This is a genomic window from Streptomyces sp. ISL-1, assembly GCF_018614585.1.
GTDB classification, from domain to species: Bacteria; Actinomycetota; Actinomycetes; order Streptomycetales; family Streptomycetaceae; genus Streptomyces; species Streptomyces maoxianensis.
Map to the genome: position 1 here is coordinate 45,468 of NZ_JAGGOI010000016.1, position 15,150 is coordinate 60,617.

The 15,150-nt window shown below is 66.0% G+C and carries 14 protein-coding genes and 1 pseudogene; 9 read left to right on the forward strand and 6 right to left on the reverse strand.

What is annotated here, in order from left to right; all coding sequences use genetic code 11:
* Window positions 1-21: 21 nt before the first annotated feature.
* Window positions 22-564 (forward strand): MarR family winged helix-turn-helix transcriptional regulator, encoded by a 543-nt coding sequence (locus J7E87_RS13240; protein ID WP_215093378.1) that lies wholly within the window; start codon window positions 22-24, stop codon window positions 562-564.
* On the opposite strand, the gene J7E87_RS13245 is transcribed toward J7E87_RS13240, so the two are convergent.
* Window positions 513-1,559 (reverse strand): aminotransferase class V-fold PLP-dependent enzyme, encoded by a 1,047-nt coding sequence (locus tag J7E87_RS13245; protein ID WP_215093380.1) that lies wholly within the window; start codon window positions 1,557-1,559, stop codon window positions 513-515. The two genes, J7E87_RS13240 and J7E87_RS13245, sit on opposite strands and share 52 nt — an antisense overlap.
* Window positions 1,560-1,661: 102 nt before the next feature.
* Window positions 1,662-2,360 carry a DsbA family oxidoreductase gene (locus tag J7E87_RS13250; RefSeq protein WP_215093381.1) on the reverse strand — a complete coding sequence of 233 codons (699 nt, stop codon included), beginning with the start codon at window positions 2,358-2,360 and terminating at the stop codon, window positions 1,662-1,664.
* A 137-nt stretch (window positions 2,361-2,497) separates the two neighbouring features.
* On the opposite strand from J7E87_RS13250, the gene J7E87_RS13255 reads away from it, so the two are divergent.
* The 8 genes from J7E87_RS13255 (at window position 2,498) to J7E87_RS13290 (ending at window position 9,665) form a co-directional block, all read left to right on the forward strand.
* On the forward strand, window positions 2,498-4,174 hold the full coding sequence (locus J7E87_RS13255; protein ID WP_215093382.1) for a recombinase family protein: 1,677 nt from the start codon (window positions 2,498-2,500) through the stop codon (window positions 4,172-4,174).
* Window positions 4,161-4,325 (forward strand): hypothetical protein, encoded by a 165-nt coding sequence (locus J7E87_RS13260; RefSeq protein WP_215093383.1) that lies wholly within the window; start codon window positions 4,161-4,163, stop codon window positions 4,323-4,325. Before J7E87_RS13255 ends, J7E87_RS13260 begins: the two co-directional genes overlap by 14 nt.
* 828 nt (window positions 4,326-5,153) lie before the next feature.
* The gene (locus J7E87_RS13265) at window positions 5,154-6,779 is read left to right on the forward strand and encodes a phage/plasmid primase, P4 family (RefSeq protein WP_215093384.1); all 1,626 of its coding nucleotides are present in this window, start codon (window positions 5,154-5,156) and stop codon (window positions 6,777-6,779) included.
* A gap of 496 nt (window positions 6,780-7,275) precedes the next feature.
* The gene (locus J7E87_RS13270; protein ID WP_215093386.1) at window positions 7,276-7,479 is read left to right on the forward strand and encodes a hypothetical protein; all 204 of its coding nucleotides are present in this window, start codon (window positions 7,276-7,278) and stop codon (window positions 7,477-7,479) included.
* Window positions 7,479-7,775, forward strand: coding sequence for a hypothetical protein (locus J7E87_RS13275; RefSeq protein ID WP_215093388.1), 297 nt, complete (start codon window positions 7,479-7,481; stop codon window positions 7,773-7,775). Before J7E87_RS13270 ends, J7E87_RS13275 begins: the two co-directional genes overlap by 1 nt.
* A gap of 78 nt (window positions 7,776-7,853) precedes the next feature.
* The gene (locus J7E87_RS13280; protein ID WP_215093390.1) at window positions 7,854-8,654 is read left to right on the forward strand and encodes a hypothetical protein; all 801 of its coding nucleotides are present in this window, start codon (window positions 7,854-7,856) and stop codon (window positions 8,652-8,654) included.
* Window positions 8,655-8,766: 112 nt separating this feature from the next.
* A complete protein-coding gene (locus tag J7E87_RS35015) occupies window positions 8,767-9,399 on the forward strand; it encodes an HNH endonuclease signature motif containing protein (RefSeq protein WP_251017373.1) in 633 nt (210 codons plus the stop codon).
* A 107-nt stretch (window positions 9,400-9,506) separates the two neighbouring features.
* Complete coding sequence (locus tag J7E87_RS13290; protein WP_215093392.1) at window positions 9,507-9,665, forward strand: hypothetical protein; 159 nt, start codon at window positions 9,507-9,509, stop codon at window positions 9,663-9,665.
* A gap of 656 nt (window positions 9,666-10,321) precedes the next feature.
* On the opposite strand, the gene J7E87_RS13295 is transcribed toward J7E87_RS13290, so the two are convergent.
* The 4 genes and pseudogenes from J7E87_RS13295 to J7E87_RS13310 form a co-directional block, all read right to left on the reverse strand.
* Window positions 10,322-11,428 carry a helix-turn-helix domain-containing protein gene (locus tag J7E87_RS13295; protein WP_215093394.1) on the reverse strand — a complete coding sequence of 369 codons (1,107 nt, stop codon included), beginning with the start codon at window positions 11,426-11,428 and terminating at the stop codon, window positions 10,322-10,324.
* A 1,095-nt stretch (window positions 11,429-12,523) separates the two neighbouring features.
* A pseudogene (locus J7E87_RS13300) lies at window positions 12,524-12,808 on the reverse strand (hypothetical protein); the annotation flags it as partial.
* 175 nt (window positions 12,809-12,983) lie between these two features.
* Window positions 12,984-13,598 (reverse strand): DUF1349 domain-containing protein, encoded by a 615-nt coding sequence (locus J7E87_RS13305; RefSeq protein WP_308312925.1) that lies wholly within the window; start codon window positions 13,596-13,598, stop codon window positions 12,984-12,986.
* A 5-nt stretch (window positions 13,599-13,603) separates the two neighbouring features.
* The gene (locus tag J7E87_RS13310) at window positions 13,604-15,142 is read right to left on the reverse strand and encodes an aldehyde dehydrogenase (NADP(+)) (protein ID WP_215093397.1); all 1,539 of its coding nucleotides are present in this window, start codon (window positions 15,140-15,142) and stop codon (window positions 13,604-13,606) included.
* Between the last annotated feature and the right edge of the window lie 8 nt (window positions 15,143-15,150).

A 15,150-nucleotide genomic window follows, 5' to 3' on the forward strand; every position in this document is an offset into this window, starting at 1 on the left:
CACACCTCCCGAGGAGGCCCGATGAAGCCCGAGACCGCGGCCGACCCCGTCTGTACCGAGCCGCTGCCGAGCTCGGCGCTCGGCGGGCCGGTCAGCCATGCCGTCTCCCGGGTCGCCCGGCTGCACCGCATGGTGGCGGGCAAGCTGCTCAGGGGAGCCGGCCTCTATCCGGGGCAGGAGTTCGTGATGATGCACCTGTGGGACGCGGGCCCGGTGCGCCAGTCGGAGCTGATCAAGGCAGTCGAGCTCGACCCCTCCACCGTGACGAAGATGCTCCAGCGTCTTGAGCAAGCCGGACACGTCCGCCGCTGCCCCGACCCGGGCGACCGTCGCGCGGTGCTCGTCGAGGCCACGGAGGAGAGCTGCGAACTGCACTCCTCGGTGGAGGAGGCCTGGGCGAATCTGGAGGAGCACACGCTCGCCGGGCTCGACCCGGACGAGCGCCGGGAGCTGATCCGGCTGCTCGGCAGGGTCGAGGAGAACCTCTGCGTCCAGACCGCGGACTGCCCCCGTCAGCCGGACAGGACGTCGAGCACCCGGTCCACTTCGGCGGCCGAGTTGTAGAGGTGGAAGGCGGCCCGCAGATTGCCGGCCCGCTCCGAGAGGATGACTCCCGCATCGGCCAGCTCGGGGACCCGGTGGCCGAGTTCCGGCACGGCCACGACGGCGGAATCGCCCGGCACCGGCCGATGGCCGAGCTCCATGAGCCCCGCCCGGAACCTGCGGGCGAGCGCAGTGTCATGCGCGTGCACCGCGTCGATGCCGATCTCCTCCAGCAGCGAGAGCGACTGCTCGGCGCCGTGGTACGAGAGGAAGGCCGGAGGTTCGTCGAACCGGCGGGCCGAGTGGGCCAGATCCTCGATCGGCCCGTATGTCGTCTCCCAGAGGTTCTCGGCGGCGAAGGTCCCGGCGTGGATCGGCGCCAGGGACTCCTGGGCCTGTTCGGTCAGAGTGAGGAACGAGACGCCGCGCGGGCAGAGCAGGAACTTGAAGCCGCCGGTGACGGTGAAGTCCCAGGCGGCCGCGGAAAGCGGCAGCCAGCCCGCCGACTGGCTGGCGTCGACGAGCGTACGGGCGCCGTGCGCGGCCGCCGCGGCTCGGACGGCCGACAGATCGGCGATCCTGCCGTCGGAGGACTGCACCGACGAGAACGCCACCAGCGAGGTACCCGGGCGCACCGCGTCGGCCAGGCCCTCCAGCGGCGCGTACCGCAGTTTGAGGTCCCCGCGCACCACGAAGGGGGTGATGACCGAGGCGTACTCCCCCTCCGGGAAGAGGACTTCCGCGCCGGGTGGCAACGAGGTCGCGATCAGCCCGACGTGCACCGAGACGGAACCGCCGACGGCCACGCGCCCCGCTTCCACGCCGGTCAGCCGCGCGAAGGACTGCCGGGCGGCCGTCACCGCCGAGAAGTCACCGGCCCCGGCGGGCCGCCCGGCCGCGAGCTCGTCCGCCAACAGCTTCACGGCCGCGACGGTCCGGCGGGGCAGCAGCCCGCAGCTGGAGGTGTTCAGATACGTCATCTGCGGCGCGAACTCGGCGCCGCCCAGGGTCTCCATGGGATCACCCTGCGGCCCAGTCAACCGCTGGTCAATCGCGAATCGTTGAAGGGCACTCCACAGCAGCGCTCAATCGTCGGCCGCCCGCCGCCGGCCGCCGGATCAGGCCTGCGGAACCTCGCAGGAGCCGTCGGCGTCGCAGGCCCCGGCATCCGCGCCGATCGGCGTGATCGCCCGGCCCTGCCACGCCTGCTCGAGCGCCTGGGTGAAGACCTCGGCGGGCTGGCCGCCCGAGACTCCGTAACGGCGGTCCAGGACGAAGAACGGCACCCCGGTCGCGCCCAGCTCGGCGGCCTCGCGCTCGTCGGTCCGTACGTCGTCTGCGTAGGCGTCCTCGTCGGTGAGGACGGCCCTTGCCTCGTCCGCGTCCAGACCGGCCTCGGCCGCGAGGTCCACGAGGACCTCGGCGTCGAAGACGGAGCGCTCCTCGGCGAAGTTCGCCCGGTAGGCGAGGTCCAGCAGCTCGTCCTGGCGGCCGCGAGCCCTGGCCAGGTGCAGAAGCCGGTGGATGTCGAAGGTGCTTCCGTGGTCGCGGCCCTCGGTGCGGTAGCCGAGACCCTCGGAGCGCGCGTTGGAGGCGACGTGCTCCTCCATGGCGCGGGCCTCGTCGAGGGTGCGGCCGTACTTCTTCGCCAGCATCTCGACCACGGGAGCGGTGTCGTGCTTGGCCCGGCTCGGGTCGAGCTCGAAGGAGCGGTGGACCACCTCGACCTCGTCGCGGTGGGCGAAGGCCGCGAGTCCCTTCTCGAAGCGGGCCTTGCCGATGTAGCACCAGGGGCACCCATGGACCAACGGAGCCATACGACCTCTGACCTGCGGAAACAGCGCTGAGGGGAAGCCCTTGCGCTCAACCAGCGGCGTACCTGCGCTTCGCGTCCGAGTACCGGGCGACCGACGCGCTTGGAGAGGTCGACACCTCCGACCGAACGGAACGCCTCATGAAACGCTACGACCTCCCCGCCCTGCGCGCGCTGGGATTCACCGACACCGAACTAGCAGAGCTGGGCCTAGTGGAGCCCGCCACCGGCACTCCCGCTGATCTCGCCGAAATGTACGTGCGACGTAGCAAGCGGAAAGACACCGTTAGCTCGCTGCGGGAACAGGTTCGCCGTATGTGCGCTCACGCTGCGCAAGAGGGCAAGGCAATTCGCCACGTTTGGTTCGAACAGAAGTCCGCCAGCAAATCCTATGTGCGCCGTGAGGAGTTCGAGAGCGCCACAGCGGCAATCGTCGACGCTGGGCTGTCCAAGACTCTGTATGTCTTCAAGACCTCCCGACTCAGCCGCAGGGGTATGGGCCAGGTCGGTGTACTACTGGACGCATTCGAGGATCGCGGAGCGCGTATCTACGTCGTCGCTGAGAACATCGACTCGACGCGTAGCCGAATGATCCTGGCGATTCTCAGCGAGCAAGCGCGTGAGCAAGCGGCGGACATCTCGACGTTCACCAAACTGGGCATCGACTCCAACAAGGCTGAGGGGCGCTTCACGGGTGGAGTGACGCCGTACGGTCTGCGCTGCGTCCCTAAGTCGGGGAAGTTGTCCCATGACCCGCAGGAGTACCCGACAGCGCGCCGTATCGCTGAGTGGCTGCTCGCCAGTAAGACGCCTGCGTGGATCGCTGACAGGCTCAACAGTGAAAAGGCCCTCACCCGTCACGGGAAGACTTGGAAAGGTCCGGGCATTGTCAGCCTGGCTCACAGCGTGACGTGGGCGGGGCTGGTTGCCAGTCGGGAAAAGATGCTCGACGCGAACGGCAAGGATCTCGGCAAGTACCACCGTGGCGGCACTCCGCTGCTGGATAGGGAAGGGCACCCGATCGCATTGGGAAAGGGTGTCGTCACGTTTGCCGAACACGTAAAGATCGCCGCCATTCTCGCTGAGCGTGCCCAGGCCGGAACCAGCATCGGTGACCGGACACGGGGCAAGCGGGAAACTGTGGCGCTACTCTCCGGCGTTCTTCGCTGTGGGCATTGCCGGGGACCGATGGCTAACGGCGGGGTCAACTACCGGTGCTACGCAAGACAGGTAGAGGGTGCGTCATCCTGCGTAGGTGTGTCGACGGACCGTGCTCGCGCTGATGAAGCAGCGGTGGTGATGTGGCTCAACCACCTTCTAAGCCTCGCGCCCGAATCGCTGACCATTCGCGCCATTGCCCGTGAGTGGCTTTCGTACAACGACCCTGAGCAGGAGTCCCGTAAAGCCCATGTCGCTGCTGCGCTGGAATCGGCTGTTGGCCGCGAGATGCAGCTAGATAAAGAACGGTTCATCTTGGGCCGGATGACTGAGGCCACCTACGACTACTTGCGCGGCGCACTGGCAACTCAAATCAGCGCGCTGAAAGGCGAGTTGGCCGAACTGACCCAGGAAGCGGACCTGTCGCCGCTCATGGACCCTGAGGCGCTGGCGGAGCTGTGGACCGGCGCGGGTATCAGCGGGCAGAGGGCACTACTCCGGGCGACGCTGGGGAAAGCGGGCATAACGCTGGCACCGGCGCGCTATCGAGGCGACCGAACGCCGATCCTTGACCGGCTGGATGCTGCCTGGCGGGATACGGACAGCAGCCAGATCGACGCTGCGTTTGATGCCTGGGAGGCCCGGCGTGAGTCCCGCTGAGGCTGCCCTCTGGGAAGCGGAGTACAACGCCCTGTCCGCCCGCTGGGAGGCCCTGAGGGTCGAGGGGGACGGAGTCCTAGTCCGGCAGCGTCTGCGGCGCGTAGAGGCCCTTATGTCCGCGCTGCTGGGGAACGCTGCCGCGCTGGGCTGAGAGCCCGCTGAGAGCCTTACCGGCCCCGTCTGGTCCCAGGACCCGGCGGGGCTTTCTCATGCCCGCTGACAGCCGTAGGAAGTGCCTGCGCTCCAGGGCAGGTAACCGGCGCGCTCTCTCCCCTTCGAAGGGCAGTGCAGGAAGGTAAAGAGAAGGTAAAGTGTTCCTGACGGTGGGTCAGAAACACTCGATTCCGGCCCCGGCGGGAAGTCCTTGCGCTCCTAGATAACTAAAGGGCAGCGAACAGCGCCCAACCGAAGCATCTCCTTGACGGGGGAACAGCATCAGACCTCAGTCACTGACTGGGGTCTTTTACTTGCCCTGCTGACAGGGGGAGCCGAAATAGGGAGACGAAACCCATGGACGAACTGACAAGGCGCGTACGAGAAATCGGCGCACGACGTAAGAGGCTCAAGGGGGAGCTAGCGGCCGCTGACAGCGAGCTACAAGCCATTCTCCCGCAGGCTCGCCCCGGAATGACTCACGCACAGATTCGCGACGCAACGGGCCTGGACGTCGGAACGATTCGGCTCTGGACCCGCCGCTAACCCACCCCCGTCAACGAAATGAGAATGGCATGAGCCACATACCTGATGCTCCCGCACGACTAGTCAGCCCAGCGGACAAGGACTCGCACTGGACCTTTCGCGTCAAGTGCCCCTACTGCCCGCGCATTCACATCCACGGCGCTGGCCCCACTGCCGCCGATGCTCACATGGCCTACGGTCACCGGGTTGCCCACTGCACCAACGTCATGCGTAATGGCCGTCTCGTGTTCGAGAAGCCTTCAACCTCGCTGTCCTACAACCTGGTTCCGGCGGTGCAGCGATGACCCTTACGGACCTGGGCGAATTCATCCTCAGTGATGAGGGCAAGTTGTTCTACAGCACGGCTGACGCCGGAACCCTGCCCGCTGACGATGTCACCCCCGAACCCTCCGAGGGATACCGGGACAGCGACCTCTCCGAAATCCATCTCGGCGAGCGCATAGCGCGTGAGTACCTGGATGGAGAGTTCATCGCATGGGGCCGTAACGCGTGGTCCCGCTGGGATGGCCGACGCTGGGCACGCTGTTCTGACTCCGCTGTGTTTGACGCCGTACGTAAGGCAATCCTCCGCCTGTACGTCGCTGAGATAACAGCGGTAAACGAGCGGCACACAACGGCAACTGCTGGGGCTGCGAAGCTCTCTGAGACAAAGGAGGAGGAGGGTAAGGCAGCGCTGGCAGCAGCGAACGCAATGCGCGACAGACGCGTGAAAGAACTCAACGCCCTCCGGTTCGCTGGCAAGGTGGCAAGCCTCCAGCGGGTAGCGCGGGGGGTCCTAGAACGGGATCAGGCCGAATTCGACGCGCACCCTGATCTGTTGAACGTGGGCAATGGCGTGGTCAATCTCCGCACTGGGGAACTTGGCCCGCATGACCCCCGGCTGATGTTCACCAAGGTAACCCCGGTCGACTACCGGCCGGATGCTGTGCACCCCGATTGGGAATCGGCACTCACTGCGCTGCCTGAGGATGTCGCCAACTGGATGCAAATTCGGTTCGGGCAGGCAGCGACCGGACACGCCACGCAAGACGACGTGGTGCCGTTCCTGAGGGGCGGAGGAGCCAACGGTAAGAGCACAATGTTGGACGGCGTCACACGCGCGCTGGGAGATTTCAGCGTGATGGTGCCTGACAAGGTTCTACTTGCTTCGCCGTCCGACCATCCCACGGAAATGATGACGCTGTTTGGTGCGCGCTTCGCCTATATCGAAGAGCTGCCGGAGGGCGACTACCTGAACGCTCAGCGGCTCAAAAAGGCAGCGGGTACCGATAGCATGACGGCCCGTTACATCGGGCAGGACAATGTCACCTGGGACGCAACGCACTCGCTGTTTGTCACGACGAACTACGAAGTACAGGTGGACGCTGTTGATTACGGCACGTGGCGGCGTCTGGCGCTGGTCATGTTCCCGTACACGTTCGACGGTAGCGACCCTGAGCACCCCAAGGACCCGACGCTACGAAAGCGCATCCTGGATGGCAACGAGGGACAACATGAGGCCGTCCTCGCCTGGCTCGTTCATGGTGCCGCTGTTTGGTACGACAGCAACGAGGTAATCCCGCCAGCGCCCGACAGCGTCAAGGCTGACACGACGAAATGGCAATACGACGCTAACCACGCTGCCAAGTTCCTGGACGAGCGATACGAGCCGGATCCCGATTCAGCGGTACGGGCAATGGACATCTACGCCGACTTTGTGGAGTGGGCCGAGGTGCGCGGTATCCGCAAATGGGGGGAGAAGCTTTTTTGGACCCGCGCCCGACATCATAACTGGTTCACCAGCGGCGAGATTGAGAAGCAGGACAGCAGCGTACGCACAAAGGGCTGGCGCGTGCACAACACCAGCGGCAGACCGTTGAAGGACCGCGAACGGATGGTTACAGGACTCCGCCCGACAGCGGGATAGGGCGAATCGTCATCTGTCACGTGTGTCCCGGGGTGTTTAGGTCGTTCTTAGGAATTATTTTCAATTCCCTATAGAAGGGCTGAGGTACCCCGGGACAAGCGTGACAACAGCCCCTGCCCTGCTGTCTCCCCTGATAAGAATCGAGGATCCCCCATGCCTTACGGCTGCTCTCGCTGCTCACACACTGCCATGCCCCGTGTCGGCGGAATACCGCTGGACTGGTGTGCCTGTTGTCGTCAGCGAGCCAACATCGAGCGTTATCACGACCGGGTGATTGACCTAATCCAGTGCGGCTCTCACGAGCTGGCCAAGAGCGAGCCGGAACCCGTAGCTGTGCCCGGTGCAGATACCTGCTGCTGACGCTTGCGCGCCGTTCCCGCTGTGAACCCTGCTGCAAACGGCCGCACTCTCGCTGAGCTGCGCTGATGCCTGAGCCGGCCAGGCCACCTGATAGCACGCGCAAAGCGTGCCCACCTACTGAAAAGAGTATGTGCCCATGACCGCTCCCACCCCCGCCGCTATGCCTGGCGCAAAGCTGAGCCTCACGGCGGCGATAGCGACCCTCATTACGTCGCTGGCTACTGCCCTGGAGGACGACCCGAAGACCATTGACCTTGACGGCGTGGAGGTTCTTACGGGCCTTGTGGCGGCCTATACCGCGCTGCTGTCTGCGCAGGTTCAGCGAACGGCTGATCGCTGATGGCTGACGCAACTGACCTGATCCCCGTATTCATCCACGCTGAGCCTGGCGCTTCTGTCCGGCTTAGCGATGTGTCCCATTCCTGCCGCACGCTGTACAGCGAGGAAGGCGGCGAGGATTACACCCCGCTGCTGAACTATGTCGAGGCACTTCGGGCCGCTGGCTATCGCGTTGTCCAGAGCGGTGCGCGCCGATCCGGTAAGCGGCCACCCAAGATGATCCGTGACGCTGCCTGGAACGATCCGACGCTAGCCGAAGAGGCCGAAGCCCGCCGCTTTATCGCTGAAGAGCGCTAACCCGCGCGCAACGCCCATTACCGTGCGCTGGTCAATCCGCCGCACACCAACACCACTTCCAACTAGGGAGATTCACCCATGACTGAAATCACCACCCCGATGACCAGCGACCCATCTGCCCCCGTTGGTAGCGAGGCGAATCCGCTCGTTTTCGACGTGATGAGCAAGCCTGCCCCGGACCAGGCGGCCGCCGCCGTTGCTTCGCTGCGCCCTATCGTCGAGCGCTATGAGGCCGCTTTCCACTCTGCCGCTGACCTGTCGGCCAACCTTCCGGCGGACCTGCGCCAGCTCGTCAGTGAAGCCGCCAGCGCGATTACGGCGACTGTGGTCACGGCCGATAGCGCGCGAAGCAAGGCGGACGGATTCCGTAACAACGTCACCATGTATCCGGCTGGTCGTGACTACATGGCCAGCGAGGCAATCAAGGCGGCTACCGGCGAGGTCGCTGAGTCTTTCAACAATGCAGACACCCGGCTTGAGATTGTCTCTGCGTTGACGTACGAGGCTGCCCGTCCGCGCGTTCCGGCGGATGCCGCTATGCCTGCTCGCGCTGATCTCCAGATGATGACTCAGCGCCACATCGACAAGCCGGGCGCTCTGGCGGGAACGCTAAAGCGGCTGGCCCAGCGAAGTGACGCAGTCGGCGCACTGGTGGCCGATCAGAGCTACCTCTCCGACTTCCTTGATGCGCAGGGAGTTGATCCCTCTGTGCGTGACGCGATGCTGATCAGTGTGCGCGCTGAGGTAATCAAGGCTGCTGCCGCTTCCGGCGACCCGAAGCGTGCGGCTGCCGCCAAGACCTCTCAGGCTCTGGTCGAGCTGAAGCGCGCCCGTGCGGCTGCCATGAGCTACACCCGACACAAGCTGAACGGTAAGTAGACGCAAGCAAGTTGGGGGCCTGGCAATTCCGGGCCCCTGGCCGGCTCTGAGGGGTCATCAGGAATTGTCCTGGTGGCCCCTCTCCGCTGCCTACTGAAATGAGGAGGTACCCATGCGAGTACGAGTAGGCATGCTTAACCGGCTCGCCTATGGCGACACGGTGTACGGGCCTGGTGACGAGTTTGATATCCCCGATGAGGCAGCGGGTAACTGGCTGCGAACGGGCATGGTGTCGCCGGTGGAGCCGCTTAGTGACGCTGAGTGGATTGCCCTGGTAACGCCCGAGCCGAAGGCGTCAGCGCCGGATCCCGCCGAGTATGCCAAGCCGCTGGTAAAGCCTGGCAAGGCGGCCAAGTCTGCTCCCCGCAAGCGCAAGGCAGGCGGCGTGTGCGCTCAGCCCGGATGCCCTGAGTTCGTGCCTGACGGGGGGAAGTGCCCTGCCCATAGGCGCGTGTCGTCGACGACTGGCGAGCGGTACCGGAGTTCCCAGCGTGAGGTACCCAAGGGACGGCGCACGGCGTTTGCCAGACTGTCGCGCGCATTCCTGCGTGAGCATCCCATCTGCGCTGGCGAGCAATGCGACAAGGTCAATCCGCTGGTGCGCAATGCAGCGACCGAGACTCATCACATTGACGGGCTCGGCCTGGCTGGTCCGCGCTGGAATGACGAGAGCAATTGGCTTGCGTGCTGCAAGTCTTGCCACGCTGTCTACACAGGTCGTGACTTTGGATTTGGCAGTCACTAAGAGTAGGGGGTCTTTAAATGATCATGAGGGGACCAGGCACGCAGGGGAGGGCGGAAAGAGGTCTGCCCGGTTGAAAGACATGGTTCTACACACAGAGAGTGATCCGCATGGACGAATACGAAATCTATTGGTGCTCCCGCTGCCAGCAAGAGAAGCCAGGCAATGAGTTCGCCTATGAGACCCGCCGGGGTGCCCAGCCATGGTGCCGCGAATGCAAGACCGACTATACCCGTGAGCGCAGACAGCAGCGCCGCAACGACGAATGAGACACCAATGCCACCTACCTACATGACGTGTACGCGCTGTGCACAGCATTTGCCTGACACGGATTTCCATATCCGTAATAGCTCGCCCCGGGGTCGCCAGTGGTGGTGTCGGGTCTGCATCTGCGAGTACAAGCGCGAGTGGCGCAGACGTAAGCGAGAGGACAGCGAATGCGACAAGTGACAGCGAGGTTTGATGACTCACAAGCCGCCATGCTGGACGCGCTGACTCATACCGGCACATCAGCGAATGCGATTCTCCGCGCTGCCCTGACTCGCCTGTACGACGATTGGCGCGCTGCCGAGAGTCTGAGAGTCGGCGGTTACCCCGGCGCTTTGCTACAGACTCAGGTCGAGTTTGGCCCTGAGGGTCACGTGTACATGCCCGTTGCTCCGCTACCAGGAAGGAGAGATTCATGATTCATCGAATACGCGTTCGAATGCATGAGCCCGAGTACCAGCTACTACGCGAGCTGTCGGAAGAGCGGCGCCGCACGTTCACGCAGGTACTTCGCGCTGCACTTCGCCTCTATGCCGCTGAACGCTCTACTGAACGGTGAGTCAGTAGTCTTGCGAGCCTGTCTGAGCGCCCCGCAGGCATGAGTAAGGCCCCGTAGACCCTGGATGGTTCCCAGGCTGTTTACGGGGCTTCTCTGCGTTCAGGACTGCTCCACCTCGGCCATGAGCAATCGCAGCGTGAGCGAGTGCTTTTCCGGGGGCAGCGCGTCGAGAGCATTGCGAGCGTAGGCCGTTCCCCCCTGCTTATCGCCGGACCGGGCGAGCATCAGCCCCCGGTGCATTTCAAGGTGAGTGGCGAACCTGGGGAGCGTTTCTGGAAGTTCACGCCGTGCCGCCTCTTGCGCTGCTACTGCTGTCGACTCGTCCCCTAGGCGTGCCGCCAGCAGCGAGACAAACACGTTCATGCGCCACCAGGGAACGGCGTAATCCGAGGTCTGTTCGTACGATCCGGACCTATCGAAGATCCGCCGCCCGTCGTCCATCAGCCGTCGCGCTGTCTGCGAGTCGCCCCGGATTGCTGCGGCATGAGCCTTACCCATGAGGGCATTGAGCAGCCCAAGGGACGGCTTGTCGCTGATGGCCATTGCCTGATCGGCGAACATGTCCGCAACGCCGAGTGAGGCCCCCTCGTATCCCAGCGCGATAGCCGCTCTTCCGCGCACCCAGACGCGCGCCTGTTCGTCGCCGGATTGGTCGGCAGCCTGTGCGGCAAGCCGGTACCAGTTCACTGCCTTAGCGCCATCGGAACCGGGGAACGTCTTTGCGTAAAGGGTCATGAGCCGTGCTGCCACAGACCATAGCCGAGGGTTTTCTAGTTGCTGCTGCACTACGACTAGTTCGCCGGAAACCCTGCGCTGAATGTCGGCAGCGCCAAGGCTCATGTACTCCGTGCCGTAGGTGGCTAGCTTCCCTTCCCAGTCATCCACGGACGGGCCGCCGTTAAGCCTGGCAGCGAATCCGGCGCTGAGCAGATCCGAGGCGACCACGGGCGCTATGGCGGTCGCTGCCACATCGGACAGGAACGTACGTCGCTTCACTTCACCCTCTAGAACCGCTAGGGGCACGTCTAGGACGGCCGAGAGACACCGGAGATAGAAGTTCCCCGGTGCCACCTTGGAACGCTCCCAGCGGCTCACGTACTCCCGATTGAGCCCGGTTCCGAACGCAGCGTTGATCTCGTCTGCTAGTCGCCCCTGCGACCAGCCCTGTGCCTCGCGTAGATCTTTGATCAGAGCACCGATGGCCATGGGTTCCATCTTGCCCCCAGTGCTGCCCCTAGACAGCCAACTAGCGGCGCTGTGCTTGCACTTGCCACTATCGCTGCCCCTAGTGGGTGCCCGGCCCCGGGACGACGATCAGCGCAAGCGATTCGAGGGGACGGCGAGACGATGGCCACCAATGCCCAGCGCGATACCGGCGCGACCGAATGGGAGTACGTGACCTATGCGCCCGCTGGCGAGACTTGCCCGGCATGCAAACAGCTGATCAAGAGTCTTGACCCCTGCCGCAGGGGGTTGCTGGAAAGGCAGTCAGAGCCGCCCATCGTCGTTTACCGGCACGCCGAAAAGTGCCCGGGGGTGACTCGGTGAGCGCTGAGCGCCCGTTGATGACGATTCGGATCTCTCGGGACAGCGGACGGACGTACGGGCCGCAGCGAGCCGTACGCAGCTCAGACGACCTTCCCCCGCTGATGTCTGCCCAATGGCCCCCGTGCCGGTGCGATCGGTGCGGCGCTGGCCGCTGGCACTAGGCCCCGACTCGCTGAGCTACGCCGATGGCTCAGGGTGTCGGCCCAGCCCCGTTCGTGTGCTTCCCCCGTGGCGCATGGGCGGGGCTTCTCGCTGCCAGCCAAGGGGACGTACGTGGTGTGAGGTGCGCGACCTGCGATAACCTGGGGTTCCGTTGGTTCAAGGGCAGGCGATGTCGCTCCAGATCTCGACGCGCATCTTCTTCATCACTCCAGGGTCGTACGGTGCTGAGGCCACCTCCGCCGGGAGGTGAACGCGCACGGGGACCCGCCTCATTCCGCATGGGCTGCCGGTGTGAGGCGCGGCACGAACCCGATCCAGGCGTTACGCAGGGACGGACACGGGTGTGACCGGATCCCGGCTCTCCGGGATCCGGCGGGCCAGGAGTCGGGGCGCGGGGGCACGCCGAATTGGGCACTGACCGCGATCGGGCTCGCGACGTACAACCTGTCGTCTGAGTCTCGCTCAACGCCCCGAATCCCCAGAGCACATACCTGCTCCACTAGGCATCCGTGGTCGCGGCCGGCCGGCCTTGACACCAGGCCGTTCGCGCCAGCGGTCCGCCCTGGCCGATTGCGCCTCGCCGGGGCGGGACTATTCCTCTGCGAAGATCTCCTCCAGGCAGGATGCGGTGATGGTCCGGGCGAGCCAGTGCCGCAGGATCTCGGGATCGCCGCAGCCGGTGATGCGTTCGCGGGCGTCTACGGGAACGATGATGCCGCGCTGCTCGAGCAGGAGAAGGATGCTCTGCGCGATGCCCTGGGCACGGCCTTCGTCTCGGATCTCTTCCGAGAGGGGTGAGGTGTAGAAGGAGAGGTCCACGGCCACCAGGTTCCTCCAGTGTTGTGCGGCCGGGAGTCTGCCCAGGCCTTGTGCTGTCGTCCGGCTTCACGCTGCGAACGGATCTTCCGCCGTTGACCTCGTATCCGTAACTGCTCGCAGTGCGGCCCCTCGTAGGGGCCACTGTGCACCAGTGCGGCATACGACGAGCTGTAGTCGGTTCGGGGTGCCGGCGCCGTACCGGACCGCGGCGACGCCCGTCAGAAGGCCGCCGTCAGCTGCCGTCGCGCAGGCCCTCCGGCCAGCTCGGGCGGTACTCGATCCGGTCGAAGGTGACCACGCACCCCTCCCCCACCGGTGACTGGGCCATGAACCCGACCAGTGCCGCGCCCGCCTTCGCCTCGTCGCCCAGGGCGAAGATCCGGACGAAGGTCCATCGCTCGCCGTCCGTCGACGCGTGGAAGGCGAATGCCTTGCCGGTACGGCTGATCCGCAGCCAGGCGCTGTCGCCGTCCACCACGAAGGAGTTGGCGTCGTCGGAGTAGCCGCGGGTGACGACCGTGCAGATGGTGGGCTTGTCCGGGGAGAGCTCAAGGCAGAGCTTGGCCCACTCCCGCTCGCCGACGTGCAGATAGAGCACACCTGCGTCGAAGGCCGCCCCGAAGCCGACGGTGACCCGCGCGATGAGCTGGAAGTCGCCCTGCGGCGCGCCGAGCAGGCGCGGCGCGTCGGAGACGGGGTCCAGGGCCTCGCCCGAGGGCGGCACGAAGAGGTCCTGCCGGGCTCCGGCCCAGCCGGTGAGCGCGCCCTTGTCGTACGACCAGTTGGCGTCGGGGCCGTACGGGCGCAGCGGGAAGGGCAGTTCGGGCAGGTCGATCGGGTCCGCCACGTCGCTCAGCTTCCCGGAGTTTCCCGGCGGCCGTCCACCCGACGCGGCAGATCGAGCGGATTGTCCTCGCGCAGCTCGGGCGGCAGCAGCGCCTCGGGCGTCGTCTGATACGTGACCGGGCGCAGCCAGCGCTCGATCGCGGTGGCGCCGACCGAGGTGGAGGTGGAGGTGGTGGCCGGGTAGGGGCCGCCGTGGTGCTGGGCCGGGGCGACGGCGACGCCGGTCGGCCAGCCGCCGACGAGCACGCGGCCCGCGAGCGGGGTGAGTTCGGCGAGCAGTTCGGCGCCCCGGCCGTCGCCGTCGGCCTCGAGGGAGGAGAGGTGCAGGGTGGCGGTGAGGTTGCCCGGGAGTCGGCCGAGCACCGCGGTTATCTCGGCGGCCGACTCGTAGCGGGCGACGACGGTGACCGGTCCGAAGCACTCTTCGAGCAGCAGGTCGTGGGGTCCTTCGGCGGCCAGCAGCCGTGCCGGTACGGACAGGAAGCCGGCGCTCACGGTGTGCGCGCCACCCGCGCCAGGGGTGATCGGGGCCTGGACATCGGGCAGTTCGGCCCGTTCCCGTACGCCTTCGACAAAGGCCGAGCGCATCCGGTGGTCGAGCATCACGCCGGGCTCGGTCTCGCTGACCGCGGCCGTCAGGGACTTGAGCAGCCGGTCGCCCGCGTCACCCGCGGGGGCCAGGACGAAGCCGGGCTTGGTGCAGAACTGCCCTGCCCCCAGGGTCATGGAGCCCGCGAGCCCGGCCCCGAGCTGCTCGGCCCGCTCCTCGGCGGCGGCCTCGGTGACGACGACGGGGTTGAGGGAGCCGAGTTCGCCGTGGAAGGGGATGGGTACGGGCCGGGCGGCTGCGGCGTCGAAGAGCGCGCGCCCGCCGCGTACCGAGCCGGTGAAGCCGGCGGCCGCGACCAAGGGGTGCCCGACCAGCTCGATGCCCGCCTCGAAGCCGTGCACGAGGATCACGACGTCCTCGGGCAGACCGACGCGCTGGGCGGCCCTGCGCAGGACGGACGCGCAGAGTTCCGAGGTGCCGGGGTGGTCGGGGTGCGCCTTGACGACGACCGGGCAGCCGGCCGCGAGGGCACTGGCGGTGTCGCCGCCGGGCACGGAGAAGGCGAGCGGGAAGTTGCTCGCGGCGTAGACGGCGACGACGCCGAGGGGGATCTTGTAGCGGCGCAGATCCGGCCAGGGCGGGGTCCTGGTGCTGTCCTCGTGGTCGATGTGGATGTCGAGGAAGGCGCCCTCGTCGACGACGCCGGCGAAGGCCCGCAACTGGGCGGTGGTGCGGGCGAGTTCACCGGTGAGGCGGGTGGGGCCGAGCGCGGTCTCGGCGTCGGCGGCCTCGATGACGTACTCGCGCGCCTCGTCGAGCAGGTCGGCGGCGGTACGGAGCAGCAGCGCGCGTACACTCCGGTCGGCGAGCGCGGGGAGGGCGGCGTGCGCGGCGCGGACCGCTTGGTCGATCTCCTCGGCCGTGGACTCGACCGCAACCTGCTCACGCGGGTTCCCGGTTCGGGGGTCGACACTCCAGACTGGTGCTGCTGCCACCGCGGCTT